Source organism: Thioalkalivibrio sp. ALE12, assembly GCF_000381105.1.
Taxonomy (GTDB): domain Bacteria; phylum Pseudomonadota; class Gammaproteobacteria; order Ectothiorhodospirales; family Ectothiorhodospiraceae; genus Thioalkalivibrio.
In genome coordinates, this window is sequence record NZ_KB905908.1 from 1 (window position 1) to 26,603 (window position 26,603).

Annotated in this window: 25 protein-coding genes; 10 read left to right on the forward strand and 15 right to left on the reverse strand. The window is 67.5% G+C overall.

Annotated features, from left to right (window positions below):
* Positions 1-385 precede the first annotated feature (385 nt).
* The 4 genes from F614_RS0107475 to F614_RS0107490 all read left to right on the forward strand — a co-directional run bounded on the left by F614_RS0107475 (position 386) and on the right by F614_RS0107490 (position 5,082).
* On the forward strand, positions 386-1,246 hold the full coding sequence (locus F614_RS0107475) for a diiron oxygenase (RefSeq protein WP_018877178.1): 861 nt from the start codon (positions 386-388) through the stop codon (positions 1,244-1,246).
* A gap of 87 nt (positions 1,247-1,333) precedes the next feature.
* Positions 1,334-2,887, forward strand: a complete 1,554-nt coding sequence (mltF, locus tag F614_RS0107480) for a membrane-bound lytic murein transglycosylase MltF (RefSeq protein WP_018867826.1) — start codon at positions 1,334-1,336, stop codon at positions 2,885-2,887.
* 111 nt (positions 2,888-2,998) lie between these two features.
* Positions 2,999-4,309, forward strand: coding sequence for a peroxiredoxin (locus tag F614_RS0107485; RefSeq protein ID WP_018877177.1), 1,311 nt, complete (start codon positions 2,999-3,001; stop codon positions 4,307-4,309).
* 74 nt (positions 4,310-4,383) lie between these two features.
* Positions 4,384-5,082, forward strand: coding sequence for a rhodanese-like domain-containing protein (locus F614_RS0107490; RefSeq protein WP_019558652.1), 699 nt, complete (start codon positions 4,384-4,386; stop codon positions 5,080-5,082).
* A gap of 19 nt (positions 5,083-5,101) precedes the next feature.
* Here F614_RS0107490 and F614_RS0107495 read toward each other — a convergent pair whose 3' ends face one another.
* The 3 genes from F614_RS0107495 to F614_RS0107505 form a co-directional block, all read right to left on the reverse strand.
* The gene (locus tag F614_RS0107495) at positions 5,102-6,370 is read right to left on the reverse strand and encodes a TlpA disulfide reductase family protein (RefSeq protein ID WP_019558653.1); all 1,269 of its coding nucleotides are present in this window, start codon (positions 6,368-6,370) and stop codon (positions 5,102-5,104) included.
* Positions 6,371-6,462: 92 nt separating this feature from the next.
* Positions 6,463-7,035 (reverse strand): NUDIX hydrolase, encoded by a 573-nt coding sequence (locus F614_RS0107500; RefSeq protein WP_019558654.1) that lies wholly within the window; start codon positions 7,033-7,035, stop codon positions 6,463-6,465.
* Between the two features lies 1 nt (position 7,036).
* A complete protein-coding gene (locus F614_RS0107505; protein WP_018867821.1) occupies positions 7,037-7,651 on the reverse strand; it encodes a BMC domain-containing protein in 615 nt (204 codons plus the stop codon).
* A gap of 264 nt (positions 7,652-7,915) precedes the next feature.
* Between F614_RS0107505 and F614_RS0107510 the strand changes: the two genes are divergently transcribed.
* The 3 genes from F614_RS0107510 to F614_RS0107520 are packed head-to-tail and all read left to right on the forward strand — an operon-like array spanning position 7,916 to position 11,406.
* Positions 7,916-9,934, forward strand: a complete 2,019-nt coding sequence (locus F614_RS0107510) for a site-specific recombinase (RefSeq protein WP_019558655.1) — start codon at positions 7,916-7,918, stop codon at positions 9,932-9,934.
* A complete protein-coding gene (locus F614_RS0107515; RefSeq protein ID WP_019558656.1) occupies positions 9,924-10,961 on the forward strand; it encodes an alpha/beta fold hydrolase in 1,038 nt (345 codons plus the stop codon). The genes F614_RS0107510 and F614_RS0107515 overlap by 11 nt, the downstream gene beginning before the upstream one ends.
* 58 nt (positions 10,962-11,019) lie before the next feature.
* The gene (locus F614_RS0107520) at positions 11,020-11,406 is read left to right on the forward strand and encodes a YajD family HNH nuclease (RefSeq protein ID WP_019558657.1); all 387 of its coding nucleotides are present in this window, start codon (positions 11,020-11,022) and stop codon (positions 11,404-11,406) included.
* 15 nt (positions 11,407-11,421) lie between these two features.
* Here F614_RS0107520 and F614_RS0107525 read toward each other — a convergent pair whose 3' ends face one another.
* Both F614_RS0107525 and F614_RS0107530 read right to left on the reverse strand, forming a co-directional pair.
* Positions 11,422-12,003 carry a GNAT family N-acetyltransferase gene (locus F614_RS0107525; protein WP_019558658.1) on the reverse strand — a complete coding sequence of 194 codons (582 nt, stop codon included), beginning with the start codon at positions 12,001-12,003 and terminating at the stop codon, positions 11,422-11,424.
* A gap of 25 nt (positions 12,004-12,028) precedes the next feature.
* The gene (locus tag F614_RS0107530; protein WP_018877173.1) at positions 12,029-13,066 is read right to left on the reverse strand and encodes a DUF21 domain-containing protein; all 1,038 of its coding nucleotides are present in this window, start codon (positions 13,064-13,066) and stop codon (positions 12,029-12,031) included.
* 225 nt (positions 13,067-13,291) lie between these two features.
* Between F614_RS0107530 and F614_RS0107535 the strand changes: the two genes are divergently transcribed.
* Positions 13,292-13,741: a host attachment protein gene (locus F614_RS0107535; protein ID WP_018867815.1), complete on the forward strand. Its 450-nt coding sequence runs from the start codon at positions 13,292-13,294 to the stop codon at positions 13,739-13,741.
* Positions 13,742-13,841: 100 nt separating this feature from the next.
* Here F614_RS0107535 and F614_RS0107540 read toward each other — a convergent pair whose 3' ends face one another.
* Positions 13,842-14,426: a histidine phosphatase family protein gene (locus F614_RS0107540; RefSeq protein WP_018877172.1), complete on the reverse strand. Its 585-nt coding sequence runs from the start codon at positions 14,424-14,426 to the stop codon at positions 13,842-13,844.
* Positions 14,427-14,539: 113 nt separating this feature from the next.
* The gene (locus tag F614_RS0107545; protein WP_018880340.1) at positions 14,540-15,136 is read right to left on the reverse strand and encodes a histidine phosphatase family protein; all 597 of its coding nucleotides are present in this window, start codon (positions 15,134-15,136) and stop codon (positions 14,540-14,542) included.
* Between the two features lie 164 nt (positions 15,137-15,300).
* Between F614_RS0107545 and F614_RS0107550 the strand changes: the two genes are divergently transcribed.
* On the forward strand, positions 15,301-16,125 hold the full coding sequence (locus F614_RS0107550) for a proteasome-type protease (RefSeq protein ID WP_018867812.1): 825 nt from the start codon (positions 15,301-15,303) through the stop codon (positions 16,123-16,125).
* Positions 16,126-16,164: 39 nt separating this feature from the next.
* On the opposite strand, the gene F614_RS0107555 is transcribed toward F614_RS0107550, so the two are convergent.
* Together F614_RS0107555 and F614_RS0107560 are read right to left on the reverse strand one after the other, a co-directional pair.
* On the reverse strand, positions 16,165-17,124 hold the full coding sequence (locus F614_RS0107555; RefSeq protein ID WP_028485126.1) for an alpha-E domain-containing protein: 960 nt from the start codon (positions 17,122-17,124) through the stop codon (positions 16,165-16,167).
* A gap of 1 nt (position 17,125) precedes the next feature.
* Positions 17,126-18,574 (reverse strand): circularly permuted type 2 ATP-grasp protein, encoded by a 1,449-nt coding sequence (locus tag F614_RS0107560; protein ID WP_018877170.1) that lies wholly within the window; start codon positions 18,572-18,574, stop codon positions 17,126-17,128.
* A gap of 130 nt (positions 18,575-18,704) precedes the next feature.
* Between F614_RS0107560 and F614_RS0107565 the strand changes: the two genes are divergently transcribed.
* On the forward strand, positions 18,705-18,983 hold the full coding sequence (locus F614_RS0107565; protein ID WP_018867809.1) for a hypothetical protein: 279 nt from the start codon (positions 18,705-18,707) through the stop codon (positions 18,981-18,983).
* 125 nt (positions 18,984-19,108) lie between these two features.
* Here F614_RS0107565 and F614_RS0107570 read toward each other — a convergent pair whose 3' ends face one another.
* The 6 genes from F614_RS0107570 to infB all read right to left on the reverse strand — a co-directional run bounded on the left by F614_RS0107570 (position 19,109) and on the right by infB (position 26,596).
* On the reverse strand, positions 19,109-19,726 hold the full coding sequence (locus tag F614_RS0107570; RefSeq protein ID WP_018867808.1) for a class I SAM-dependent methyltransferase: 618 nt from the start codon (positions 19,724-19,726) through the stop codon (positions 19,109-19,111).
* 67 nt (positions 19,727-19,793) lie between these two features.
* Positions 19,794-21,881 carry a polyribonucleotide nucleotidyltransferase gene (pnp, locus tag F614_RS0107575; RefSeq protein WP_018875898.1) on the reverse strand — a complete coding sequence of 696 codons (2,088 nt, stop codon included), beginning with the start codon at positions 21,879-21,881 and terminating at the stop codon, positions 19,794-19,796.
* A gap of 121 nt (positions 21,882-22,002) precedes the next feature.
* Positions 22,003-22,272 (reverse strand): 30S ribosomal protein S15, encoded by a 270-nt coding sequence (gene rpsO / locus F614_RS0107580; RefSeq protein ID WP_018867806.1) that lies wholly within the window; start codon positions 22,270-22,272, stop codon positions 22,003-22,005.
* Positions 22,273-22,396: 124 nt separating this feature from the next.
* Positions 22,397-23,356 (reverse strand): tRNA pseudouridine(55) synthase TruB, encoded by a 960-nt coding sequence (gene truB, locus F614_RS0107585; RefSeq protein WP_019558659.1) that lies wholly within the window; start codon positions 23,354-23,356, stop codon positions 22,397-22,399.
* Positions 23,357-23,387: 31 nt separating this feature from the next.
* The gene (gene rbfA, locus F614_RS0107590; protein WP_018867804.1) at positions 23,388-23,855 is read right to left on the reverse strand and encodes a 30S ribosome-binding factor RbfA; all 468 of its coding nucleotides are present in this window, start codon (positions 23,853-23,855) and stop codon (positions 23,388-23,390) included.
* On the reverse strand, positions 23,855-26,596 hold the full coding sequence (gene infB / locus F614_RS0107595; RefSeq protein WP_196800285.1) for a translation initiation factor IF-2: 2,742 nt from the start codon (positions 26,594-26,596) through the stop codon (positions 23,855-23,857). Before infB ends, rbfA begins: the two co-directional genes overlap by 1 nt.
* Positions 26,597-26,603: the final 7 nt, after the last annotated feature.

Below are 26,603 nucleotides of genomic sequence, written 5' to 3' on the forward strand. Positions count from 1 at the left end.
GCACGTCCGCGCTCGAGTCGCTTTTGCGTGCGAACAAGGCGCGGTGACTGCCCTGCAGTCATTCTGCACAAGGGAACCGCAACGCCGTTCCCGCGCCCGTTTTTGATCAACAACGGGCGGCCGAGCCCCTGCTTTCAATGGCTTGTGGGGTTGGTGCCCCCTGTTCCCCGATCCTGCGTTGCGCCGCTTGCGGGTAGAACCACTACCCGCTGCACGACGCGCCTTGTCTCGGAAAACAGGGGGCACCAACGCGGACGTGCGATTCAATCAGCGTCTCCTTAATCATGGGGGAGCAACCGCAGATTGCAACGGGTTGGCGTTGGTCCGGACGGGCAGAGCCGGTATGATTCCCGGCGTCATCCGCATGGGCCCCGGCACGCCAACGATGAATTCCTCCCAGGAGCTGCTCGATCACTTGAGCCGCAACAGTTCGCCATACCAGGATCCGCTCACGCGGATTCGCTGGGATGCGCTGTCGCCGAAGGACTTCTGGATCCCGGAAGAGGCCGTCTCGCTATTTGGTACGCCGGAATACTCGGCGTTGTCCGCCGAGCAGAAACGCCGCCTGTCGCAGTACGAGTTCCTCTACTTCATCAGCGGGGCACTGTGGCTGGAGGGCCTGTTCATGGAGCGCATCTCGCGCATCTCCATGCACTCGACCGGCCGGCTGGACCGGCTGAACTACCGCCTGCACGAGCTGCGCGAAGAGGCCGGGCACAGCCTGATGTTCATCGAGTTCATGCGGCGCAGCGGCCTGGAGCTGCCGGAGAAGCGCTTCCCGAAGCCACGTCTCGCCACGCTGGTCGGACGCTTCGCCCCGTTCGAGTCCTCGATCTTCTGGATCGCGGTGATGATCGGCGAGGAAGTGCCGGATCGGATGAACCGGCTGATCCACCAGCGCCGCGACCAGATAAGCCCCACGGTGCATGACGTCGTCACCACCCACATGATCGACGAGGCCCGCCACATGGCGCATGCCCGCGACACGCTGGAAAGCTACCTGGACTCCCTGCCCGCCTGGCAGAAGACCACCTACCGGCCGCTGATGCGCCGGGTATTCCGTCAGTTCGTGCACGCCTTCTACTACCCGACGGCGGATATCTACCAGCTCGCGGGCCTGCCCGCGGGTCCGGACTACCGCCGACTGGCACGCGACAATCCGCGCCGGGCCGCCTTCATCGACACCTGTGTCGACCCCGCGCTGCAGATCCTGCGCGCTCAGGGGCTGGTCCTGAACTGGCGATAGGGAAACATTCCGGCCAGGACCAGCACCCGGACCCGGCGCCGCCGCGTCCCGCGCGGCCACGCCGCTTGATTGGGTATCATCCAGTCCATGGCCCCGCACCTTCAGCTCCGACCTCCAAGCACGACCTGGCGTCAGATCGAGCTCGGCATCTTCATCGTGCTGCTGGTGATGATTGGTCTGCGGGTCTGGTTCCAGCCACCCTCTGCACTGGAGCAGCTCACCTTTCGCGAGGAGTTGCAGGTCGTTCTGGTGGACACTCCACTTGGCCGTTCGGAACTGACCATGGCCAACGGCCACGACCAACTGGACCTCGACTTGCTGCACGGCTTTGCGCGGGAGCTAGGCACGCGCATCCGGGTCACCCGCGTGGACACAGCGGCCGAGGCCCACCAGCGTCTGCGCGAACAGCGCGTGGATCTTGCCGCCGGCTTGCTGGTCGATCCCGGCGATCCCGCGGTCAAACCGGGCCCGGAGATCCTCGCGATCCAGCAGCTCCTCGCCTTCTGGCGCGGCAACGAAGCGAACGCGGCCCTGTCCGCCCTCGACGATCTGCCTGCCGGAACCCGTCTGGGGTTCACCGCGCAATCCCCCTTGCCGGAACGCCTGCGGGACCACCTGGCCCAAGTCGAGGCCTCAAGACAACGGAGCTCGACCCTGGCGGAGGGCCCCGAATCCGCCGATCCGGAAGAGAACCCCTTGGAAACGCTGAGCGACGAGCCACCTGACCCAGCGATCGACCTGGTACCGCTGGGCACCGCCGAGGCGCTGCGCCAGGCCCTGGCCGCAGGCGAGATCGACTATGCCCTGATGAACTCGCTGGAGTTCGGGCGGCTGCGGCGCCTGCATCCGGAGCTGCGCACCGCGTACGAGTTCGAGCGCGGTGCGACCGTCACCTGGCTGTTCCCGTCCGGGTTCGACCACAGCCTGATCGAAGCGGCGGAACGCTATATCGAGCGCCTGCGCGAGAGCCGCGAACTGGAGCTGATGACCGACCGTTACCTGGGCCACCTGGAGACCCACGACCTGGTGGACGCCCTGACCTTCGCCCGCCGAGTGGAGGACCGCCTGGATCGCTTTCGCGACCTGTTCGAGAGCGCCGGCGAGCAATACGGCCTGGATTGGCGCTTCATCGCGGCGGTGGCCTATCAGGAGTCACACTGGAATGCCAACGCCGTGTCGCCCACCGGCGTGCGCGGGCTGATGATGCTGACCCAGAACACCGCTGCGGGTCTCGGCATCGACGACCGCACCGATCCCGCATCGAGCGTGGACGGTGGCACGCGATACCTGCTGGATCTGCGCGAACGACTCCCGGAGCGAATCCCGGAACCGGACCGCACCTGGATGACCCTGGCGGCCTACAACGTCGGCCTCGGTCACCTGCACGACGCCCGTCGCCTGGCGGATGCGCATGGCGACGATCCGGATCGCTGGCTGGACGTGATGCAGTGGCTCCCGCGCCTGGCCGACCCCGAATGGTACGAGCGCACCCGCTATGGCTACGCCCGTGGCTGGGAGCCGGTCGTCTACGTGCAGAACATCCGCAGCTACTACGACAAGCTGATCCAGCGCTTCCCCGAAAGCGGCGACCACAGACCGCCGCCCCCCGAGCCGTATCGCCGGGTCCCGGTGTCGCTCTAGGTGTGGAGTCTCACAAGGATGTCCACGGGACGACCGGACTGCATTCAGCACCGGCGGATCAATATCGAGCCCTCGTGCGTCTCTCCCCGAACACCCTCCGGAAAGGCCTGCATGACCCGTTCTCTCGCCGTTGTTCTGCTCACTCTGGTAGCGCTTCTGGGGACGCCGCTTATCGCCCTGGCACAGGATGCCGGGGATCCAACCGGCGCTGCGAACGCAGCCGCCATCATCGAGGCCGGCGGCGCCGAAGTCCCGGTGGAGCGCTATCGCGCCGACGGCGACGCCGTGCTGCTGTGGTTCCCGTCCGAGCACGGGTTGCGCGACGGCCACCGCACCCAGGCCCTGGCCCTGCAGGCCATCGGCATCGAGGTCTGGCTGGTGGACCCCTTCAGCGGCCACTTCCTGCCGGAGGCGGCCTCCAGCTTCGATGACATGCCCACCACGACGGTCGCGGACCTGATCGAGTCGGCTCACGCCGATACCGGTCGCGCCGTCTTCGCGTTCGGCCACGACCGCGCCCTGCCCTGGCTGCTCACCGGGCTTTACCAGTGGCAGCTCGCCCACCCGGATGCGGACCACATGGCCGGCCTGCTGATGGCCAGCCCCTACCTGCACACCGGCGTGGACACCGAAGGTGCCGAGCTGCAGGCCATCGTCGGGCTGACCAACCTCCCCGTGTACATCCTGCAACCGGCGCAATCCCCACAGCGCCAGCAACTCGGCCGCATCCGCGCGGGTCTCACGGAGGGCGGTAGTGCCGTGGGGGCCCGCCTGCTTCCCGGCATCCGCGACCGGTTCTTCTTCCGCCCGGATGCCACGGCCGGCGAGCAACTGGCGAGCGAGCACTTCCATCGCGAGATCGCCTTCGGCATGGAGATGCTGTCGCGCCTGCCCCGCCAGCGGACGCCGGCCGTGGCCGATGCGGACACCGACCTGGCCGTGCGCACCCCCACCGGCGGCGACGCGCAACTGAATACCCTGGACGAGCCCGTGGCCGCCCCGCCGCTGGAACGGCCCGACCTTGCCGGCGACACCCGTCGTCTGGAGGACTATCGCGGCGAGGTCGTGCTGGTGAACTTCTGGGCAAGCTGGTGCCCGCCCTGCGTGCACGAGATGCCATCCATGCAGTTGCTGGAGGATGAACTGCGCGCGGAAGGCTTTCGCATCCTCGCGGTGAATCTCGGCGAGGACGAGGCCACCATCCGCCGCTTCATCGAGGACGAAGTGCAAACGGACTTCACCATCCTCCTCGACCCGGACCAGGCCTCCCTGAACGACTGGCGCGCGATGGCCTACCCCACCAGCTACGTCATCGACCGCGAGGGCCAGCTGCGCTACTACCTGTTCGGCGCGATCGAATGGACCGAACCCGGCGTCATCGACCAGATCCGCGAACTCCTCGACGAACAGGCGCAAGGGTAACGCCGCCGCCCGAAATACCCGCCAGGCGTGGGCCCTTGCGCGTGCTCGGCAATATTCGGGACTACGCTTGAGGAATGGCGGATGCCGAGGAGAATCCGATGAAAAAGCCCGAGCCCGCATCGCCCCTTGTACGCGGCCTGCTCGCGAGCCTGGCACTGCTGGTGGCCTCGCCCACCTTCGCGGAGGTGGAGGTGGGCATCACCACGGACATGGCCGAGTTCGAGGTACGCCACGGTGACGAACGTGTGATGGTGACCCGCGACCAGGACACCTTCGCGACCATCGATCTCGACTATGCGCAGATTGCACGCCCCTGTCCGCCCTTCTGCATCCAGCCGATGAGCCTGGGTCGTGGGGTCGAGACGCTGGGTGAACTGGAGTTCATCGATTACCTGCGCCAGACCACCGAGCGCGACGACCTGCTGATCATCGATTCACGCACCCCGCGCGAATATCGCCGCGGCACCATCCCCGGTGCCATCAACATCCCCTGGGATCGCCTGCACTTCGCCTCCGGGGCCGACCCGGACGACGTACGCAATGTGCTGAGCGACCGGTTCGACGTGGTCTTCGACGGGGACTTCTACGACTTCAGCCACGCGAAGACCCTGGTGCTGTTCTGCAACGGCCCCTGGTGCGGGCAGTCCCCCACCAACATCCGCACGCTGACCAACCTCGGCTACCCGGCCGAACGCATCAAGTGGTACCGCGGCGGCATGCAAATGTGGCACGCCTTCGGCCTGACCACGGTGGAAGGCTCCACCGACGAATAACGCACGACCGTCCGGCCGGCTATTCGGGCTCGGTCATGAGGGTACGGACGCGGTTGATGACGTCGGGGTCGTCCCATTCGATGGCGCTGTTGACGGAATAGCGCACGCGGCCGTCGCGGCCAAGGATGAAGGAGCTGGGGAAGGCGAATACACGCCAGTCGGCGGCAACCCGGCCGTCGAAATCCATCAGCACCGGGAAATCCACCTGCACCTCGTCCATGAAGGCGGAGATGTGCTCGGCGCTCTCCTGATAGTTAACCGAGACGATGGCGAAACCCTTGCCCAGGATCTCGGCCATGCGGTTCATCGACGGGATCTCCTGGACGCAGGGCGGGCACCAGCTGGCCCAGAAGTTCAGCAGGACCACCTGGTCCGCGTAGTCGGACAGCGACTGCTCATCGCCCAGGTGATCGGTCAGGGTGAAGTCCGCGACCGGCGGTGGGTGATCGCGCGCTACCAGCCCCCGACCGGCCTCGACCTCGTGCGCGAGTTCCGGCATAGGCGCCGCCGCCAGCGGGCTCGGGACACTCGCCAGCAGCCGGCCCGCCTGCAGCAACTGCGCGGGCAGACGGGCCGCCATGGCCACTTCCTCCGGTTCGGGGTCGGAACGGCGCAGGTAGTAGAAGTCGCGCACCCCCGGGATCATCCGCACGAATACCGCGCTGCCACCCCGGCGCAGGTCGGTCAGGATCTCGTCCAGGTGCCAGCGGTAGACGCCCTGGGTCGGCTGCAGCAGAAACACCGGAAGGCTGGTGGCCCGCACGACATCCACAAACTCCGCGGGCGCCCCGGCGACTGGCGTGTCCACCATCAGATTGGGGAAGGCCAGGGCCGCACCCAGCACGTAGGCCGCCTCGGGCCCGTCTTCCTGCCACTGGCGCAGGCCGCGCAGCGCGGTGATGGCCGGCCGACCGGAGGCCACCAGCATGACCTCCTTGCCCGTCTCTTCATGCGCGGCGCGCAGCAACGCGGCCACGCTGACACCATCCAGGCTGCGCATGCTCTCGTTGGTGCGGGGGAGGAAATGGGCATCCAGCAGGTCCACCTGCCAGACCTCGATGCCCAGGGCCGCCAGCTCGCGGCCGAACTCGGCATGGTTGGCGTGTGCGCCCGCCTGCGGCAGCAGCCAGAGGTAGAGGCGCTCACCCTCGGCCGGGTAGACGGTCACGTCCAGCTCCACGCCGGCGGGATCCGTCACGGTCATCGAACGCGGCTCCGCGACGTCGGCCAGCACCGGCGCAGCCAGAATCAGGCACAGCAGCAGGCCAAGACGTGGCAGAACGCTCATCGACACGGGACGCACGGATCAGGGAGACGGAAGGCGACTATAGCGCCCTGTCGGGCGGGCGGAAACATCGCCGGCCCATCCAGCAAACGGGATCAGCGCGGGTGAATGTGCCGGCAGGTACGCAGGCGGCGGGTCTTCTCCACCATCCGCCACAGGGAACGGCTGTTGTTGTAGCGCGAGACATGCTGCAGCGGGACCCACAGGATGTCGTGCGACTCGTGGCTGCCGGGCACCGGCAGGCGGTCATCGATCTCCAGCAGGAAGCGCACGTCGATGTGCTCGTGCATCGGGAAATGCGGGCTGGCGGGGATGGTGTGGATATCCAGGTCGAAGATGTCTTCCTCGACGAGCCGGATATGCTCGGGGGGCAGGCCGGTTTCCTCGTGTGTCTCGCGCAGCGCCACCTGCAGGATATCCGCCTGACCGTCGGCATGCCCGCCCGGCTGGAACCAGCGATGGTGCTTGCCGTGCAGCAGCAACAGGGCCTGCTCGCGATCCGGGCTGACCACCCAGGCCGAGCCGGTCACGTGGGCCGGCGTCAGGTCGCAATTGAAGCAGTCCGGGTGGTCGTTGACGAAATCCAGCGCGCGGCGGACGAAGCCGGCCTCCTCGATGAAGGTCGTCTGGTGACGGGCCAGCAGGTCCAGCAGCTGCGCGCGATGCATCTCAGGTCCCGGCGGGGTTGTGCAGCGCGTGGATCGCCGCACGCGCCGCCTCGTCCACGTCGCCCTCGCGGCCGGCCAGGGTCAGACGCCCGAAGGCGCCCACCGCGCGCACATCGATCAGCGACACATTGGCCGCCTTCAACGCCTGATTCGCGGCATAGATGATGTAGCCGGCCGGCTCCGCCTCGAGGATGAACATGCTCTGGTCCGGCAGGATCATGTTCCCGCGGCGGTTCTGGCGGTTGATCAGCACGGTGTGATCCGGGGTCATCCCGCGGATGGTCTCCTGCCACGGGATGCGGCAGGGCTGACGATCCTCCTGGCTGGCGCCCAGGCGCGAGAGCAGCACGCGACCGGCCTCCTGCACCTCGCTCTGGTCGCGGTGGTGGATCACCATGGAACCGAACTCGCGCTCCACGACCTGCTGCGCGAGGTGCACGTTGGTCGCCTTCAGCGCCACGTCGGTCAGACGGTGCACCGCCATCCCCGGCGAAACCTCCACCCACAGGCAGGAGTCCCCCGGTACGGGCAGAAAGCCCTGGGAGACCGTAGCCATGTATTCCGCCAGCTGCGGCTGGAGGGAATCCATGTAGACGTAGGTACGCAGCTGGATCATCGATTCGCTCTGGGCCGGGGCCTGGGCCCCATGGGTCCCGCGCGTCGCGGCCCGAACCCGCGCGGGGCGTCCGCGCACAGGTTACGCAAGCCGCCTGCTACCGCCGGCCTGAGTGAGTACACGGGAGAATTGAGGGGCGTATTGTGAACGCAGCGGGCCTCAAGCTCAATCTCCGGGCCGCATCGGCGCCCCTGCAACGCGCGGACACAAGCCCCGTATGGCCTCGTATAATGCAACGCCAGCCCAGCCGCCACAGGGATTGTCATGACAAAGCAGGACGCGGAACACCTCCTGGCCCACGTGGAAGATGCCGACCTCGATCTGGCCGAGACCCTGCGCGAACTCGTCGACTGGCTGCGCCCGGAAGATCCCCGCAATGTGGCCCCGGTTATCGGCCGGATCGAACAACTGACCCTGGCGCTCGCGGACCACCCGGGCCTGCAGGAACGGCTGCGTCAGCGACTGGAGGACGGGCTGGAGGACGCCCGGCACCTGACGCTGTACACCGGGATCGGCCTGTTCTCGCGCAAGGGATTCTTTCGTGAGGCGGCCGAATTGATCTACGAGCGCATCAACCCGCGCCCGATGGATCGCCAGGATCTGAAAGATGTGCTGTTTCACGTCTTTCACCAGACCGACGATGCCGTATGGGTCGCCGCCCTTCCGGACGATGCCTGGTGGCGCCTGCTGGAGGCACTGGGCTGCCTGTCCGGCGAGCATCCCGGGGTCCTGCACCGGGCCCGCGAGGAGATCCTCTACGCCCTGGAGATGCTGTCCATCTGGGTGGCGGCCGAGGAACTGGAACCGGAACTCCTGCGCCTGGACCCGTCGATCGCGGAGCGCAACTCGGCGTTTGTGGCCCAGGAGCGCGAGATCTCCGCCTACGTGCGCGACTATCGTGCCGCACTGGAGGATCCCAACCGCGAACGCATGGACGACCGCCACGCCCGCGTGCTGCTGGAGCAGTGCGGCGAGCAGATCGCGCGCCTGCGCCAGCTGGCCATCACCCACGGCAACAGCCTGTCCCTGACCCACCTGCTGGAACGCCTGGACCAGACCCTCCGGCGCATCCACAAGCTGCTCGACCTGCTGGAACCCGATGCGGAGCGCGATACCCGCGCCGCCTCGGTCGGCGTGTTCCGCGAACTCATCACCATCAGCGCCCGCCAGCACGGGGTGCGCGCGCTGTGGCAGGACAACATCAAGCTGGTCTCGCGCAGCATTACCCAGCATGTCAGCGACACCGGCGAGCACTACATCACCCAGTCGCGCGGCGAATACTTCCAGATGCTGCGCTCCGGGGCCGGCGCCGGGCTGATTATCGCGGTTATGGCGCTGATCAAGATCCAGATCGGGGCCCTGGATCTGTCCCAGGCGGCCTACACACTGTGGACCAGCCTGAACTACGGGCTCGGTTTCGTGCTGATCCACATCCTGCACTTCACCGTCGCCACCAAACAGCCGGCGATGACCGCCGCGCGCCTGGCCGCCGCCATCGAGGAGAGCGAACGGGGGACGGCCGACCCGCGCAAGATGGCGGACCTCCTGATGCGGGTGGGACGCTCGCAGTTTGCCGCGGTGCTGGGCAACGTGGGCATCGCCCTGCCCACCGCGATCCTGATCGGGCTGTTTTCCGCCCGCCTGTTCGAGGCCCCGATCCTGTCCGGCCAGGAGGCCGACTACCTGATGGACGGCCTGCGCCCGGTCATGGGGCTGGCGCTGTTCTTCGCCGCGATCGCCGGGGTCTGGCTGTTCGTCTCCGGCCTGATCGCCGGCTTCTTCGACAACCGCTGCGCCTATCTCGACCTGCCCGGCCGGCTGCGGGAACACCCTTGGCTGCGCCGCCTGCTGCCCACCGGCGCCCGCCACCGCCTGGCTGACTGGATCGGCTACAACTACGGGGCCCTGATCGGGAACTTCCTGTTCGGCGTCCTGCTCGGGGTCACCGGATATGTCGGCTACCTGCTGAGCCTGCCGCTGGATATCCAGCACGTGGCCTTCGCCTCGGCCAATCTCGGCTATATCACCGCCAGCGAGACACCCGGGCTGGGGATATTCACACTGTTCCTGGTCTTCGTGCTGCTGATCGGGGCCGTCAACCTGTGGGTCAGTTTCGGCCTCGCGCTGTACGTCGCGCTGCGCGCCCGGGGCGTGCGCATGGGGGCCTTCGGCCGCGTCTTCCGCGCCTACGGCCATCATCTGCGCGAACGCCCGCGGGAATTCCTGTTCCCCCCGCGTGCCGTTGACGCCGCCGACGACAACGACAAAGGCGATGCTCGGTAGCCACGCCCGGGGTCTCCTGCTGCTGCCGCTGACCATCCTGTGGCTGGCCGGCTGTGCCGGAGCGGTGCCCAACCCGTCCGGTGGCGAGTCCCGCGTACCAATCCTCGCCCCCGAGGTCATCCACACCGCAGATGGTGATCGACTGCCGCTGCATCGCTGGGGTCCGGAGACCCCGGATCAGGTGGTGCTGGCCCTGCACGGATTCAACGACCACGGCGGCAGCATGCAGGCCCTGGGCGAGGCCCTCGCCGAGCATGCCATCGCAGTCTACGCCTACGACCAGCGCGGCTTCGGCGGCACGCGCAATGCCGGCTACTGGTCCGGTCATCGGATCATGGCCGAGGACGCCCGCACCGCGCTGCGGCTGCTGCAGGCGCGTTATCCCGATCGCACGCCCTACCTGGTCGGCAAGAGCATGGGCGGCGCGGTCGCCCTGCTGGCCGCGTCGGAGGCGCCCGATGCCGGGGACGGGACACCCCTTGTAGCCGGCACGGTGCTGATCGCCCCGGCCGTCTGGAGCCGGGGCGACATGCCCTGGTATCAGCGCTTCGGCCTGTGGCTGGGAGCGCGCCTGGCGCCCGGCTGGCGCCTGGACGGCGAGATGGCGGCGGAACTGGATATCCGTCCCACCGACGACCCCGCCGTGCTGCAACAGATGCGCGACGACCCGCTCGTGCTGCGCGACGCGCGCATCGATGCCCTCGACGGCCTGACCACCCTGATGACCCGCGCGCTGGAGACCGGTCCCGACCTGCCCGCGCCCAGCCTGACCCTCTACGGGGCGCGCGACGACCTCGTGCCACCGCGCCCCCTGGCGCGCCTGCTGGAGGGGCTTTCCGCGCAGGAGTCCGGTGCCCACCGCGCCGTGCTCTACCCCGAGGGCTACCACATGCTGACCCGCTACACCCGCGCCGGAACCACCTTCGCCGACATCGCCGCCTGGCTGCAGGACCCGCAAGCCCCCCTCCCCTCCGGCCACGAACGCAGCCTCGATGCGCTAACGCAATACCTTCGAGACCTGGACTGACTGGCCGCGCCGGCGCATCAAAGCTACGCTCGATGCAGCAACCTCTGGAGACCGCCCCATGACCCACTCGACCTCCAACCGTCTCGACGACCTGGTGGCCCGCAGTCGGCGCGACCAGGCGGAGCGCGAACGCGGCTATCGCGAGCAGGCCCTGAAGATGTATCCGTGGGTTTGCGGGCGCTGCGGGCGGGAGTTCACCCGCGCCAATCTGCGCGAGCTGACGGTGCACCACCGCGACCACAACCACGACAACAACCCCCCGGACGGCAGCAACTGGGAACTGCTGTGCCTGTACTGCCACGACAACGAGCACCAGCGCTATACCGATGCCACCCCCGGAAGCGGCAAGACGGGCGGAACCACGGCCACGCACAACCCGTTCGCCGGGCTGGCCGGCATGCTCAAGGGGGACAACGATCCACAGGATGACGATTCGGGGGCGTAAACCCCCGCGACCGCTTCACAGCCCGCGCCACCAGAACTGCAATGGCTTGTGGGTTTCCTGCGTCTCGCCAATATCCGGCCAGGGAAACTGGCAGACCAGGCCCTCGGCCCGGGTGTAGCCGCGCCTCCTCCAGAAACCGTCCAGCGGCCGATAGTCCGCCGGGCGCCGCGGGTGATCCTGCGGGCGCACCACCGCACAGAAGGTGGCATGCGCAAACCCCAACCGGCGGGCCGCCGCCTCGCGCTCGTCGAAAAACCGGTGCCCGGCTCCCTGACCACGAAACTCCGGCTCCAGCACTGACTCCGCGAGGTAGTAGTACGCCGCCGGGTCCAGCCCCTGCTCGCGAAACGGGGCCTGGAATTCCGCCTCGGCCGCGGCCAGAGGCAACGCGGTGGAAGCGCCCACCACACGGCCATCTTCCAGCGCCAGCACCAGCGTGCTGTCCGGGCAGTCCGCGTAGTCCTGCAGGTACCGCGCCTCGTACTCCGCACTGCCGTCGTAGAGGTACGGCCACTCGCGGAACACCGCGATACGCAGGCGTGCCACGGCGTCCAGATAGGGCGTTATACCCGCCCCGCCCACGGTCCTGAATTCCATTCGTTTCGGCCTCCTGCGCTCGCGCTCAGACCGCTCCCGGGGTGTCGGCCGGGGCCGGCTGCCCCACACCGCGCAGCAAACGGCCGAGGATATCGGTCCCGCTCAGGATGCGGCGCTGATCATCGGTCCACAGCAGGATGACATCGTCGCCGACCACGGTGTCGCCACTGCTGGCCGGGCGCACCTTGAAATGCGGCACCAGCCCGCCCAGACGTCGGCCCCCATCACGCACCACCAGAGGATGATGGCAGTGATGCTGGGGATCAAAGCGTTCCGGTGCAAACAGGGCCTCGCGGGTAAACTCCGGGACCCGGATCACCGTGCGCGGCTCGCCTTCGGGGTCGGTAATCACTATCCATCCCCGCCCCGGCCGATTGAGCCGAACCAGGAACGGATCATCGGTCCGCGGCGCGATCGCGGGGAAGACCGGGCGCCCGTCCGCGAATTCCATGGCGACCACGCTGTCCGGATCCAGCGCCTGCCCCTCGTGCTGCACCAGGATGTCGTCCAGCTCCAGGAAATTGCGGGCACCGCGGCCCTCGACCCGCGTGATCTCGCTGCCGTGCGCCTGCATATGCAGATCGATCAGATAGTGCAGATCGCGCTCCGGAAAGAACCGGATCTCCTCGCCGCCGAGCCAGCGATCCAGCACCCAGGCCGTGGGGCGCGCCACCGGATACATCAGGAACTGGTAGAACCGCAGCAGCGGATAGAGCGCCCCGGCCACCTTCAGCGCGTGCCGGGAGAAATAGGACTGCGGCAGGATCTCGGCAAAGATCGTGATCACGACCGTGGAGAACAGGAACGCCGCCACGCCCCCCATCACCGAGCCCGACAGCAGCGCCAGGAGCACGTTGACGGCGACATTGCCCCAGAGGATGGTCACCAGTGCAAAGTTCGCATCGCCGCGCAGGGCCAGCAGGCGTTCCGCGCGCGGATCCCCCTTCTGCGCCTGGACCTCCAGTTCCAGCTTGCTGCGCGAGAACAGCCCGAGATTGAGCCCGGACAGGATCGCCGATTGAGAGAGGCAGACGAGGATACCCAGCCAGGTCAGGAGGCTCATGGGGTCTTTACCTTGGCTCGCGCATACATGGCATCAGGGTACCGCGCCGTACGCCGTGCGCGCCCGCACGGAACAGGCCCTGCGCTTTGCGATACCACCCCAAGCCGCTGCAGAGCATCTACACTCGAAGACGGGGCCGGTGCCTGCCGGGCCGGCCCCGCAGCGGTCCCGTCGCCCCGTCCAACGGGTACCCGGGGCCACCGTCTACGCCACAGGAGGATCTGCATGGACACTGTCTGGATCGTTGTCGCCGATGCCGCGCGCGCCCGCATCTTTGCCTGCGAGGGCCGCGCCTGTCAGGGGATGCACGAGAGCGAGACGCTCTCGCACAGCGAGTCCCGCGCCCACAACCAGGATCTCGTCTCGGATCGCCCCGGGCGCAGCTGGAGCAGTGCCAGCGGGGATGCGCGGCACGCCATGCAGGAGAGTACCGATCCCGCCGCCAACGAACGCAACCGTTTTGCCCGCCAAGTCGCCGAGCGGCTCAAGGCCGCCTATCACGAGGGCACCTTCAAGCGACTCGTGATCGTCGCCGCGCCGACTTTCTTGGGCGCCCTGCGCGAGGTACTGGACCCGACCGTCGCCCAGAGCGTTACCGCCGAGGTGGCCAAGAACGTGACCAAGTCCACCGACGCCGCCAGCCTGCGCAAGCACCTGCCGGATTTCCTCTACTGACCGACCCGCCCCGGCCCCGACCCGGGGCCGGCCTTCACCACGCGCGCCACACCCAAGCGACGGGCGCGCGATTGTGTGCATGGATCCGAGTTTTCCTGGCTCAGTGCATCAGGTCATCGGGCTGCAGCGTTCCGAGCAGACGCGGCCCGTCAGTATGCGGCTCGAACACGGCCATCTCGGCCTCGTCGATCTCCACCTCCGCGGCGTGGCGCAGGTTCAGGTCATGGCCCACGATCACAATGTTCTTCCCCGGGGCTTCGGGCGGCGTGTTCAGGTGCCGCCGCAGCCCTTCGATCAGCTCCTCGCGGCGCGCAGCATCCTGAATAATCGGCAGATTGTAGAGTTCGGTCCGGATCTCGTACTCGCCGAACCCGTAGTGCGCGGTCTCCCAGTTACGGCAGAACTCGCTGGTCAGCACCTGCTCGACCGGTATGGCGTGCCGCTCGAAGCCCTTGCCCACCTGCCGCGCCTGTTCCCGCCCGCGGGTGCTCAGGTTGCGCTGCCCTTCGCAGTCCGTCATGTCGGAGAGGTCATAGTCGTCGTGCGACCGATCCGTGGCCGCATGCCGCCAGTAGATCACCAGCCCGCCCGCCTGCAGGCGCTCGATCAGGGCCTTCGGTGCCAGCGGCTCGGCGCCGGCCGGGGCCACCATCGCCAGCATCAGGGCCAGTACTCCACCCACCATCCCGTTCCTCACCACATCACCCCCGATCTTTCCGCCCTCCCCTTTGCGTAGACGCTCCGGCGTCATTCTGCCCGGCCACGCGACCCCGGCCCGCCAGGGCGGGCCGGGGTCGCTTAGTCGAAATCCTCCGGGGTCAGTATGCCGAGCACGCGGGGCGCATCCCCGCCCGGCTCGAACACCGCGATCTCGCCTTCGTCGATGCGCACCCGCGCCGCGCGCTGGAGGTTGATGTTGTGCCCCACGATCACCACGTTGCTGTCGCCATCCTCCGGCGGCGTCACGAGATAGTCCCGCAGGGCCGTCACCAGCGCCTGCTGTCGCTGACGGTCGCGCACCGGCGGCACGTTGAACAGGTCGTCCCGAACCTCCCAGGAGCCCTCGCCGAAGGCGATCCGGGCGCTGTCGATATTGCGGCAGAACGCCGAGCTCAAAATGCGCTCGACCGGGATCGCGTGACGTTCGAAGCCGGCGCCGACCCGGCGCGCCTGCTCGCGTCCGCGGTCGTCCAGATTGCGCTGCAGTTCGCAGCGGCTCATGTCGGTCAGGTCCTGATCGCGGCGGCTGTGATCGGTCGCGGCGTGGCGCCAGTAGATCACCAGCCCGCCCGCCTGCATGCGCTCGATCAGGGCATCGGGCTCGAGCGCATCGGCACTCGCCAACGTGGGCAGGAACAGCAGGGTCAGCAACAGCCACAGGCCGGAACGAAACATCGGCATCTCCTCGCAAGAACACGCATTCAGTAGGCCTGCAGACCACGCGGCGGGGGCACCGGTTCGGTGCATCCGCCGACGGCACTCAACGCGACACTGCGTTGACGCCCCCCGACCCCAGCCCTAGTATGCCGTCACTGCCTTGCCCGGAAACCCGCGCCCCCATGACCTACTGTGTCGCCATCGACCTGGACGACGGCCTCGTCTTCGCCTCCGACTCCCGCACCAATGCGGGCGTGGACCAGGTGAGCACCTACAGCAAGATGCACACCTTCGAGATCGAGGGGCAGCGGGTATTCGTGGTCCTCGCGGCCGGCAACCTGGCCACCACGCAGTCGGTGGTGCAGCAGCTCAAGCGCGACATGGAGGAAGGCGCCGAGGAAAGCCTGGCGACGGTGGAGCGCATGTCGGATGCCGCCGAATACCTCGGCCGGCTCAACCGCGAAGAGGCGGAGAAGCATTCCGAGGCCCTGTCCCGCTCCGGTATCAAGGCCGAGGCCACCCTGATCATCGGCGGCCAGATCGGCGACGATGCCCCGGCGATCTTCATGGTCTACCCGCAGGGCAATTACATCACCACCTCGCAGCAGACGCGCTTTTTGCAGATCGGCGAGAGCAAGTACGGCAAGCCGATCCTGGACCGCATCATCGAACCGGCCACCCCGCTGGGGGATGCCGCGCGCTGCGCGCTGGTCTCCATCGACTCGACCATTCGTTCGAACCTGACTGTGGGGCCCCCGATCGAGGTGATGGTCTACGAGCGCGGCACCCTGACCTTCGACCATTACCTGTGCCTGGAGACCGACGACGCCTACCTGCGCTCGCTCACCCAGGCCTGGGACACCAACATCAAGAAGGCCTTCACCGACCTGCCGCGCTTCGACTGGGAGTCCGCCCACGCGCGCAAGCAGCGCGGGACCCGCGTCAGCCGCGGCTCCGGCAAGGCCGCAACGCCCGCTTCGAGCAAAGCGAAAAAGTCCCGCCGCTGAACGGATCGCAGCTTCACCCGCGATCCATCGACTACCTCCCTATGCCGCCTGCGTCTGGGTTTGCGCCGGCGCGATCCGGAACCAGGTCTCCACGTTCGCACCGTGGATGTCCCCGATATCCCGCTGCAGCACATCCATGAAGGCATGCAGGCCGTCTTCCGCGATCAGCTCCTCCACATGCGCACTGGAGGCGTGGCGGCGCGCCTGGATCACCAGGCGCAGCGGCAGTTCGTTGCGCGGCAGCTTCTCCAGCGCATCCTGCACCTGAGTCAGGGCGTGGGTCACCGAACGCGGGAAGGCGGTGTCCTGCAGCAGGAACCGCACCACGTCCACACCGTTGATCCGCCGCTTCACATGCTGGCGGTACATCTGAAAGCCACTCCCCGAACGCAGGATGCTGGTCCATAGCAGCCCCTCGTAGGGCTCGGGATCCTCGCCGTCCTTTTTCAGGAGTTTGAGGGCGCCCACGTCGACATGCCGGGTGGACATGTCGGCGCGCTCCAGATTGCGCCCCAGGCGGATGAAGTCATAGGCCGCATCATGACTCATGGTGCCGGCCAGCAGCCCTGTCAGGGTCTGGCAGCGCTGAACCACCTCGGAGAGAAACTCGAACCGGCCGCGCTTGCCGATGCCCTGATCGATATGGTCACGGGCGAACAGGTACAGCTCGTTCATCACCTCCCAGGCCTCGGAGGGAACCAGGTCGCGGGTGGTACGCACATTCTCGCGCGCCGCCCGCAGGGAGTTGAGCACCGAACTCGGGTTGTCGGCATCCGCCAGCAGGAATTTCACGCAATTGCGTTCATCGTCCCGCTGATAGTGGTTATCGAACAGGTCCTCGTTGCCGGTGACCTCTACCAGGCCCTTCCACGACACCTGCACCGATTTCGGCATGTCCAGCGCCAACAGATTGAAGGCCGTGACCATGCGTGCCGTATTCTCGGCGCGCTCGACATAGCGCGCCATCCAGTAAACGCGTTCGGCGACTCTCGAGAGCATCTCAGTTCTCCTCGTCCACGATCCAGGTGTCCTTGCTGCCCCCGCCCTGCGAGGAGTTCACCACCAGCGAGCCCTTGCGCATCGCCACGCGGGTCAGTCCGCCGGCGGTCACGTCGGTGCGCACCCCCTGCAGGATGAACGGGCGCAGGTCCAGATGGCGCGGCTCGATCTCGTCGCCGCACAGGGTCGGGGCGACGGAAAGATCCAGCGTCGGCTGGGCGATATAGTTGCGCGGGTCCTTCTTGATCAGCTGGGCAAACTCGGCCCGCTGCTTCTTGGTCGCGTGCGGGCCCACCAGCATGCCGTAGCCGCCGGACTCGTTGGCCGGCTTCACCACCAGCTCGTCGAGGTGGTCCAGCACATAGGCGCGATCCTTCTCGTTCACGCAGAGATAGGTCGGCACATTGGGGATGATCGGTTCCTGGTCCAGGTAGTAACGGATGATCTCGGGGACATAGGCGTACATCACCTTGTCGTCGGCCACGCCGGCACCGGGGGCGTTGGCCAGGCCCACGTTCCCCTTGCGCCAGGCGCGCATCAGTCCGGGCACGCCCAGCATCGAATCGGGGTTGAACACCTCCGGGTCGAGGAATTCGTCGTCGATGCGGCGGTAGATCACGTCCACGCGCTCAAGACCGTCGATGGTGCGCATGTAGACGCAGTCGTCGTCCCCGACGACCAGGTCCGCGCCCTCCACGAGCTCGGCGCCCATGCGCTGGGCCAGGAAGGAGTGCTCGAAGTACGCGGAATTGTAGATGCCGGGCGTCAGCACCGCGATCTCGGGATAGTCCTGCGGGCGCGGCGAGATCGACGCCAGCATGTCGAACAGCTGAGTCGGGTATTCATCCACCGGCAGGATGCTGGAGCTCTCGAACATCTCCGGGAACACGCGCTTGGTGACCTGGCGGTTCTCCAGCATGTAGGACACCCCGGACGGGACGCGCAGGTTGTCCTCCAGTACGTAGAACTGCCCCGATCCGTCGCGCACCAGGTCGGTACCGCAGATATGCGCCCAGACGCCCTGCGGCGGCTTGATGCCGATGCACTGCTCGCGGAAATTCTTCGACTGGTTCAGAACGTAGCGCGGGATCACCTTGTCCTGAAAAATGCGCTGCTCGTTGTAGATGTCGTCGATAAAGAGATTCAGCGCGTTCAGGCGCTGCTCCAGGCCGGCGGACACCTGGTCCCACTCCTTGCGCGCGATCACCCGGGGGATGATGTCGAACGGCCAGGCGCGGTCGATATTCTCGCCCTCGGTATACACCGTAAAGCTGATCCCCATCTCGAGGATCGCGCTGTCCGCGGCCTGCTTGCGGCTGTGGATCTCGCCCTCGTCCAGCGAGGCCAGGTATTCCGCCAGCGCCTTGCCCGGCCCGCGCGGCTTGCCGGGCTTATTGATCAGTTCGTCATAGAACGGGGCGGGGTCATAGCGCTTCCAGTCGATGGCCATTCGTCGGATCCTCTGACGCGGTGGGCGGGTTCCTCTACAGTAACGCCTTTTCCGACCACTGGCGCGACGGCCAGGGCCACTCAGACGTCTCTCTGAGGCTTTCGTCCGCTACAGCCCGACCGAGGTTCCCATGCCCGACGCACTCGAACACCGCCTGATCGCGCTCTTCCAGCACCCGAAGATCCAGGGCTGCAACTGGCAGCCGCGGCTGTTCTGGCACGCCGCCGCGGACGGGTCACCGTTTGGGCGCCTGCGGGTGGACGGGGGCGAACTGGAGGTCTTCCTGGCCACGATCGTCGGCGAGGCGTCCACCGAGCAGGCGCGCCTGGACCGCGAACAGGACGGGCGAGGCCGCTTCATCGCGGCCAATGCGCGCCGCCACGAGCTGCCGCTCTTCACACGCCTCTGACACACCCCGGAATCATCACGCGCCCCGTCATCGCGAGGAGCGTAGCGACGTGGCGATCTCCCGGGGCGGCCCCTAGGGGGCATTCCAAGGCAGTGCTTGTAGCGGAGCCCGGCGAGCGGCGCCGCTCAGGCAGGCTTGCGGAATTCGACCTGTTTCCAGTAGCCGAACAGGCTGGCCGGGGCGACCATGCAGGGTTCCTGCCCGGTGACGCGGACAAAGTCCTCGAACTCCATATCGGGGCGAAATCCGACGGCCTTGGACAGCGGGCGCAGGCAGCGCTCGAAGCCGCGCAACAGCCATTGCTGCGAGGCGAAGTGATTCACCACCAGCAGGCGACCGCCGGGGCGACAGACCCGCCACATCTCGGCGAACAGGGCGTCGGGGTTCGGCACCACCGTGGCCACGTACATCGCCACCACCGCATCGAAGCTGTTGTCGGCAAAGCCGAGTTGCTCCGCGTCCATTTCGCAAAGCCCGGATACGGCCGGGAGTCCCCCGTTCAGGCGGCCCCGTGCGACCTCCAGCATCTCCCGGGAGACATCGATCCCGACGACCTCGCAGTCGTCCGGGTAGTCCGGCAGCGAGATGCCCGTACCCACCCCGACCTCGAGGATGCGCTTGCCGGAGAGCGGTGCCAGGGTTTCCTGCGCACTTGCGCGCCCGGTCGCGAACACCCGCCCGAACGTCGCGTCGTAATGACGGGCGTAGCGCCGGTAGCTCTTGCGAATGCTGACGAGATCCATGCCGAAGCGTCCCGAATCTGAATGGCCGGGCACCGCAACCCGGTGCCCGTGAACGAAACGAGCCCGATCAGGACTCGGGTTCGACTGCCTTCATGCTCAGACGAATGCGCCCCTGCTTGTCCACTTCGAGTACGCGAACCGTCACGGAATCCCCCTCGGCGAGGAAATCGCCCACGTTCTCGACTCGCTCGTCGGAGATCTGCGAGATGTGCACCAGGCCGTCGCGGCCCGGCAGGATGGAGACGAACGCGCCGAAATCCATGATCTTGGCGACCTTGCCGGTGTACTGCCGGCCCACCTCGATATCCGCGGTCAGCTCCTCGATGCGGCGCTTGGCCTCGAGACCCGCCGCCTGGTCGGTGGAGGCAACCTTGACCGTCCCGTCGTCCTGGATGTCGATGCTCGCGCCGGTCTCCTCGGTCAGGGCCCGGATGGTGGCCCCGCCCTTGCCGATCACATCGCGGATTTTGTCCGGGTTGATCTTCATGGTGATGAAGCGCGGCGCGTGGGAGGACATCTCGTCGCGATGACGCGGCAGCACCTCGTTCATGCAGCCGAGGATGTGCATGCGGCCCTCGCGCGCCTGCGCCAGCGCCTGCTCCATGATCTCGCGGGTAATGCCGTCGATCTTGATATCCATCTGCAGGGCGGTGACGCCGTCCGACGTCCCGGCGACCTTGAAGTCCATGTCGCCCAGGTGGTCCTCGTCTCCGAGGATGTCGGACAGCACCGCAAAGCGGTCCCCTTCCTTGATGAGGCCCATCGCGATCCCCGCGACCGGCGCCTTCAGCGGCACCCCGGCATCCATCAACGCGAGCGACGTACCGCACACCGAGGCCATGGAGCTGGAGCCGTTGGATTCGGTGATCTCGGAGACCACGCGGACCACGTACGGGAAGTCCTCGTCGTTCGGCATGGCCGCGGCGACGCCGCGCTTGGCCAGACGCCCGTGCCCGATCTCGCGGCGCTTGGGCGAGCCCACGAATCCGGTCTCGCCGGTGCAGTAGGGCGGGAAGTTGTAGTGCAGCATGAAGCGGTCGCGGCGCTCGCCCTCGATCGCGTCGATCACCTGGGCGTCACGGTCGGTCCCCAGCGTCGCGACTACCATGGCCTGGGTCTCGCCGCGCGTGAACACCGCGGAGCCGTGGGCACGTGGCAGCACGCCGGTGTCGATGCGGATCGGGCGGACCGTCTTGTTGTCGCGGCCGTCGATGCGCGGATTGCCGTCGAGGATGCGATCGCGCACCAGACGGTACTCGAGATCGTGGAAGGCGGTCTTGATGGCATCCGCCGATGGGCCGGACTCGGCGTCGCTGGCGAGGGCCTCGACGGCCTGGGTACGCAGCTCGCCGATGCGCTGGGTACGCGCCTGTTTCTCGGCAATCTGGTAGGCCTCGACCAGGGCATCGCCCACTACGGCCTTCACCTGATCCTCCAGCGAATCGCTGGTGGCCGGGGCCTCCCACTCCCAGGCCGGCTTGCCGGCCTCGGCCGCCAGCTCGCGGATCGCCTGGATCGCGGCCTGCATCTGCTCGTGGCCGAACATGACCGCCCCCAGCATCGCCTCTTCGGAGAGTTGGTTGGCCTCGGATTCAACCATCAGCACGGCATTCTCGGTGCCGGCCACGACCAGATCGAGGTCGGACTCCTCCAGCGCGCTGTAGGTCGGGTTCAGCAGGTACTCGCCGGCGCGGTAGCCAACCCGCGCGGCCCCGATCGGACCCGCGAACGGGACCCCGGACAGCGCCAGCGCCGCGGACGTGCCGAGCATCGCGGGGATGTCGGGATCCACCTCGGGGTTGATCGACATCACCGTCGCGACCACCTGGGTCTCGTTCTTGAAGCCTTCCGGGAACAGCGGGCGGATCGGGCGATCGATCAGGCGCGAGGTCAGGGTCTCCTTCTCGCTCGGACGCCCTTCGCGCTTGAAGAACCCGCCGGGGATCTTGCCCGCGGCGTAGGTGCGTTCCTGGTAGTTCACGGTCAGGGGAAAGAAGTCGCGTCCCGCTTCGGCCTCCTTGCGGGCGACCACGGTGACCAGGACCACGGTCTCGGCCATGTTGACGAGGACGGCGCCACTGGCCTGGCGAGCGATGTCACCGGTTTCGAAGGTGACCGTATGGTTTCCGTACTGGAACGACTTCTTGTATGCCACGTTATTTCCCGTTTCCCGTGTTCATCCAACGTTGATGCCTGAATTCTGGCCTTCGCGGGCCATTGCGCGGCCCCGAAAGCGAACAGGCCCGCACCAGTGGCGCGGGCCTGTCGTGCCGGCCTTAGCGGCGCAGCCCAAGCTCCTGAACCAGGGCCTGATAGCGGTCCTGGTCGTGGCGCTTGAGGTAGGTCAGCAGCTTGCGACGCTGGCTGACCATCTTCAGCAGGCCGCGGCGCGAGTGATGATCCTGCTTGTGCTTGTCGAAGTGCCCCATCAGATGCTGGATGCGGGCCGTCAGCAGCGCGACCTGGACCTCCGGCGAACCGGTGTCGTTGGCATCGCGCTTGTGCTTCTCGACGATGGCCGATTTTTCTTCGGTAGTGAGCGACATGAAAACCTGACTCCTGAGATTACTTGACCGTTAATCGACCAGTGGCGCTGGCGATAGGCGCGCAATGGTACCACGGCCCACGCCGGCATGAACAGAATACAACCACCCGCTTGCCGGGCCGCCGTCAGGCCGCGGGAACGAACAGCCGCCGCGCCCGCACCTGCCCCGCGTCGTCGCGCACCCCCACCGCCAGGAAGGCCCCTGCGGCATCGAACACCCGGACCAGGGCCCAGCCGGTTTCGGATTCGCGCGGGGCATCGGACGCGCCCGGGGCCTCGGCGATCACCGCCGTCGCCGCCGCGGGATTGCCGTGGCGCATGGCGGCACTGGCGGCCGCATCCAGGGTGACCGCCGGCCAGTGCGCGAGCGCCGCCTCGGCGGGTTGCAGCAGGGCTTCGATGGCCGCGGCCCCGCCGGCCTCGAACGCGGCCTCGACCGTCTCCAGCGACACCATGGACTCGGCATCGAAACGGCCATGCCCGACCCGGTGCAGGGTATCCACCGCCGCACCGCACCCCAGCGCGTGCCCGATATCGGCGACCAGCGACCGGATGTAGGTGCCCTTGGAGCAGTGCACCTCCAGGCGCAGCCGGTCCGGGGCGGTCTGCTCGATACGCAGGGAATGAATACGGACCGGGCGCGGCGGCCGCTCGACCTCCACCCCGCGACGCGCCAGCTCGTACAGCCGCTGGCCCTGGTGCTTGAGCGCCGAGACCATCGGCGGGACCTGGGCCTGATCGCCGCTGAAACGCTGCTCCAGCTCGCGCAGGGTGGTCGAATCAATCGCCGGCACCCGGGACTCGCGGATCACCTCGCCATCGAGGTCGGCGCTGTCGGTCTCCACTCCCAGCTGTGCCTCGGCGGTGTAGCGCTTGTCCGCATCCAGCAGCCAGCCGGAGACCTTGGTCGCCTGACCGAAGCACAACGGCAGAAGGCCGGTCGCCCGCGGGTCCAGTGCCCCGGTGTGACCGGCCTTCTTCGCCTGCAGCAGATACTTGACGCGACCCAGCGCCTGGTTGGAACTGCGCCCCCGAGGCTTGTCCAGCAACAGGATGCCGTCGACCTCGCGCCGCTTGCCCGCCATGGATGGATCGCCCGACCGGAAACGCCGGGGCTCAGGCCCCGCGTTCCGGCCCTTCGCCCGGGTCACGGGCGTCCTCGGCATCCCCCTGTGAGGACTCGCCGCTACCGTCCCCGGCATCGGGATCGTCCGCGTGGTGCGCACGATCCTCGGCCAGTGCCTGGTCGATCAGCGACGACAGGTGCGCCCCGCGCTCCGGGGTGTCGTCGTAGGTGAAGCGCAGCTGCGGCACCGAGCGCAGGCGCATGCGCTGCCCTAGGGCCCGGCGCAGGAACCCGGCGGCATTGTTCAGCCCCTGCTGCGCCTCCGCGCCCTTCTCGGCTCCGCCCAGCTGGGTGAAATACACCCGGGCATGAGCCAGGTCGCGGGATACCTCTACCCCCGCCAGGGTGATCATGCCAACGCGCGGATCCTTGACCTCCATGCGGATGAGCTCGGCCAGCTCGCGCTGGATCTGCTCGCCGACCCGGTCCGAGCGATGAAAGTCGCGGTTTCCGGGCATCAGAGGGTCCGTGCCACCTCGACGCGCTGGAAGACCTCGATCTGGTCGCCCGCCTTCACGTCGTTGTAGTTCTTCACCGCGATCCCGCACTCGGTGCCGGCCTTGACCTCGTTCACGTCGTCCTTGAAGCGACGCAGGCTTTCCAGCTCGCCCTCGTAGACCACCACGTTATCGCGCAGCACGCGGATCGGGTTGCCACGCTTGACCGAGCCCTCGACCACGAGACAGCCAGCGACCTGGCCGAAGCCGGAGGCCTTGAACACATCGCGGACCTCGGCCAGACCGATCACCTCTTCGCGGATCTCGGCCGACAGCAGGCCGGACAGCGCCTGCTTCACGTCGTCGATCGCCTCGTAGATCACCGAGTAGTAGCGCACGTCGATGTCGTTCTCCGCGGCCAGGCGCTTGGCGCCCGCATCGGCACGCACGTTGAACGCAATCACGATCGCCTCGGAGGCCATCGCCAGGTTCAGGTCGGACTCGGAGATCCCGCCAACCCCGGCGGAGACCACCTTCACGCGCACCTCGTCGGTGGACAGCTTGACCAGCGATTCGCGCAGCGCCTCGGCCGAGCCCTGCACATCCGCCTTGATCAGGATGTTCACGGTGGCGATCTCGCCTTCCTGCATCTGGTTGAAGATGTTCTCCAGCTTGGCCGCCTGCTGCGCGGCCAGCTTGCGCTCGCGCTGCTTGGTGTCGCGATGTTCAGCCACCTCACGGGCAGTCTTGTCGTCCGCGACCACCAGGACCTCGTCACCCGCCTCCGGCACACCGGACAGGCCGAGGACCTCCACGGGCATGGACGGACCGACTTCCTTCACCGCCGTGCCGGTATCGTCGAACATCGCCCGCACACGGCCGTACTCCTTGCCCGAGAGCAGGATGTCGCCGTGCTTGAGCTTGCCGGACTGGACCAGGATGGTGGCCACCGGGCCTCGGCCCTTCTCCAGGCGCGATTCGATGACCACGCCACGCGCCGGGCCCTCGTCCGGGGCCTTCAGTTCCATCACCTCGGCCTGCAGGCCCAGGGCCTCCAGCAGTTCGTCGATCCCCTGTCCGGTATGGGCAGAGACTTGGATGAACTGGGTATCGCCGCCCCAGGCCTCCGGGATTACCTCGTGCTGGGCCAGCTCGTTCATGACCCGCTCCGGTTCGGCCTCCGGCTTGTCGACCTTGTTGACCGCGACCACAACGGGCACACCCGCCGCCTTCGCATGCTGGATAGCCTCTATGGTCTGCGGCATCACGCCGTCATCCGCGGCCACCACCAGGATCACGATATCCGTGGACTGGGCGCCCCGGGCCCGCATCGCGGTAAACGCGGCATGGCCGGGCGTATCCAGGAAGGTCACGCCGTCGTGGTTGTTCTTCACATGGTAGGCGCCGATGTGCTGGGTGATGCCACCGGCTTCGCCGGAGGCGACCTTCTCCTTGCGGATGTAGTCCAGCAGCGAGGTCTTGCCGTGGTCCACGTGACCCATCACGGTGACCACCGGCGGGCGCGGCTTGGCCTCGGCGGTCTGCTCCAGACCGGTATCGATCTCGTCCTCGACCGAGGTCTCCTTGGCCGCGATGGGGTTGTGCCCCATCTCCTCGACCACCAGCATCGCGGTGTCCTGGTCGATGGACTGGTTGATGGTGGCCATCACACCCATGCCCATCAGCGCCTTGATCAGCTGCGGCGCCTTGATCGCCATCGCCTGCGCCAGGTCCGCCACGGTAATGGTCTCCGGCACCTCGACATCCCGCACCACCGGCGCGGTCGGCTTGGCAAAGCCATGCTTGCTGGTCACCGCCTGGGCGGCCGCGGACTGGGCCTTGCGGCTCTCGCCCTTCTTGCGGCGCCCGCGACGATCGCCGGCCACATGCAGCTCCTTGCGATCGTCCTTGCGCCCACCCTTGCGAGCACCCTTGCCGGCCTTCGCATCGCCTTCCGGCGCCGTGGGCGCAGCCGCCCTGGCCGCCGCCTCGCGTTCCAGACGGGCCTGTTCTTCCTTCTCGCGCTTGGCCTCCTGGGCCTCCAGTTCCTTCTGCCGGCGCTTCTGGCGTTCCTCGCGTTCAGCCGCCTCCTGCTTGCGTGCCTCGGCCGCCTTGCGCTGGGCCTCGCGCTCGGCCTCGACCTGCAGCGCCAGCTGCTCGGTGCGGCTCAGCGGACGCTTCGGCTTGGCCGGCTCCGGCTCCGGTTCCGGCGCGGCCTCCTCGGCGGGCGCCGCCTCGACGGGTTCGGGTTCGGGCTCCGGCTCGGCGGGCGCCTCGGGCTCCTCGACCGGGGCTTCCTCGGCCGCCGGGGTCTCCTCGACCGGCGACTCGGCGACCGGCTCCTCCACCGGGGTCCCGGCGCGGGTCTCTTCGGGGGCCTCCGGCGCCGGGGCCTGTTCCTCGACCACCGGGGCCTCTTCCACCGGCGCCTCAGGCTGTGCCTCGGCGGGCTTGCGCTTCAGCGTGCGCTTCTTGCGTACCTCGACGTTGACCGTCTTGGAGCGGCCCTGACCGGAGCTGACCTTGAGGGTCTGCGCCTGGGTGCGGCGTTTCAGGGTCACGCGCCCCGACTCGCCGCCTTCGCCGTGCGACTGGCGGAGGTGATCGAGCAGCTTGCGCTTTTCGGCATCGGTGATCGCCGCCTCGGGACCATCGACCTCGACACCCGCCTCCTTGAGCTGAACCATGAGGCGGTCAACCGGTGTCCCCACCGATTCCGCGAATTGCTGCACTGTCATTTGCGCCATGGCGCCTACCTCCATTCCAGAT

Excerpts from the sequence above, each read along its gene's own strand:
- F614_RS0107565 (WP_018867809.1), top strand. The coding sequence starts at position 18,705 with ATGCCCGACGCACTCGAACACCGCCTGATCGCGCTCTTCCAGCACCCG.
- F614_RS0107490 (WP_019558652.1), top strand. The coding sequence starts at position 4,384 with ATGGCGGATGCCGAGGAGAATCCGATGAAAAAGCCCGAGCCCGCATCG.
- F614_RS0107510 (WP_019558655.1), top strand. The coding sequence starts at position 7,916 with ATGACAAAGCAGGACGCGGAACACCTCCTGGCCCACGTGGAAGATGCC.
- F614_RS0107545 (WP_018880340.1), bottom strand. The coding sequence starts at position 15,136 with ATGTTTCGTTCCGGCCTGTGGCTGTTGCTGACCCTGCTGTTCCTGCCC.
- F614_RS0107485 (WP_018877177.1), top strand. The coding sequence starts at position 2,999 with ATGACCCGTTCTCTCGCCGTTGTTCTGCTCACTCTGGTAGCGCTTCTG.
- F614_RS0107505 (WP_018867821.1), bottom strand. The coding sequence starts at position 7,651 with ATGATCCAGCTGCGTACCTACGTCTACATGGATTCCCTCCAGCCGCAG.
- rbfA (WP_018867804.1), bottom strand. The coding sequence starts at position 23,855 with ATGCCCGGAAACCGCGACTTTCATCGCTCGGACCGGGTCGGCGAGCAG.
- F614_RS0107475 (WP_018877178.1), top strand. The coding sequence starts at position 386 with ATGAATTCCTCCCAGGAGCTGCTCGATCACTTGAGCCGCAACAGTTCG.
- F614_RS0107530 (WP_018877173.1), bottom strand. The coding sequence starts at position 13,066 with ATGAGCCTCCTGACCTGGCTGGGTATCCTCGTCTGCCTCTCTCAATCG.
- F614_RS0107560 (WP_018877170.1), bottom strand. The coding sequence starts at position 18,574 with ATGGCCATCGACTGGAAGCGCTATGACCCCGCCCCGTTCTATGACGAA.
- truB (WP_019558659.1), bottom strand. The coding sequence starts at position 23,356 with ATGGCGGGCAAGCGGCGCGAGGTCGACGGCATCCTGTTGCTGGACAAG.
- infB (WP_196800285.1), bottom strand. The coding sequence starts at position 26,596 with ATGGAGGTAGGCGCCATGGCGCAAATGACAGTGCAGCAATTCGCGGAA.
- F614_RS0107570 (WP_018867808.1), bottom strand. The coding sequence starts at position 19,726 with ATGGATCTCGTCAGCATTCGCAAGAGCTACCGGCGCTACGCCCGTCAT.
- F614_RS0107520 (WP_019558657.1), top strand. The coding sequence starts at position 11,020 with ATGACCCACTCGACCTCCAACCGTCTCGACGACCTGGTGGCCCGCAGT.
- F614_RS0107555 (WP_028485126.1), bottom strand. The coding sequence starts at position 17,124 with ATGCTCTCGAGAGTCGCCGAACGCGTTTACTGGATGGCGCGCTATGTC.
- F614_RS0107495 (WP_019558653.1), bottom strand. The coding sequence starts at position 6,370 with ATGAGCGTTCTGCCACGTCTTGGCCTGCTGCTGTGCCTGATTCTGGCT.
- F614_RS0107535 (WP_018867815.1), top strand. The coding sequence starts at position 13,292 with ATGGACACTGTCTGGATCGTTGTCGCCGATGCCGCGCGCGCCCGCATC.
- F614_RS0107525 (WP_019558658.1), bottom strand. The coding sequence starts at position 12,003 with ATGGAATTCAGGACCGTGGGCGGGGCGGGTATAACGCCCTATCTGGAC.
- mltF (WP_018867826.1), top strand. The coding sequence starts at position 1,334 with ATGGCCCCGCACCTTCAGCTCCGACCTCCAAGCACGACCTGGCGTCAG.
- F614_RS0107540 (WP_018877172.1), bottom strand. The coding sequence starts at position 14,426 with ATGGTGGGTGGAGTACTGGCCCTGATGCTGGCGATGGTGGCCCCGGCC.
- F614_RS0107515 (WP_019558656.1), top strand. The coding sequence starts at position 9,924 with ATGCTCGGTAGCCACGCCCGGGGTCTCCTGCTGCTGCCGCTGACCATC.
- F614_RS0107500 (WP_019558654.1), bottom strand. The coding sequence starts at position 7,035 with ATGCATCGCGCGCAGCTGCTGGACCTGCTGGCCCGTCACCAGACGACC.
- rpsO (WP_018867806.1), bottom strand. The coding sequence starts at position 22,272 with ATGTCGCTCACTACCGAAGAAAAATCGGCCATCGTCGAGAAGCACAAG.
- F614_RS0107550 (WP_018867812.1), top strand. The coding sequence starts at position 15,301 with ATGACCTACTGTGTCGCCATCGACCTGGACGACGGCCTCGTCTTCGCC.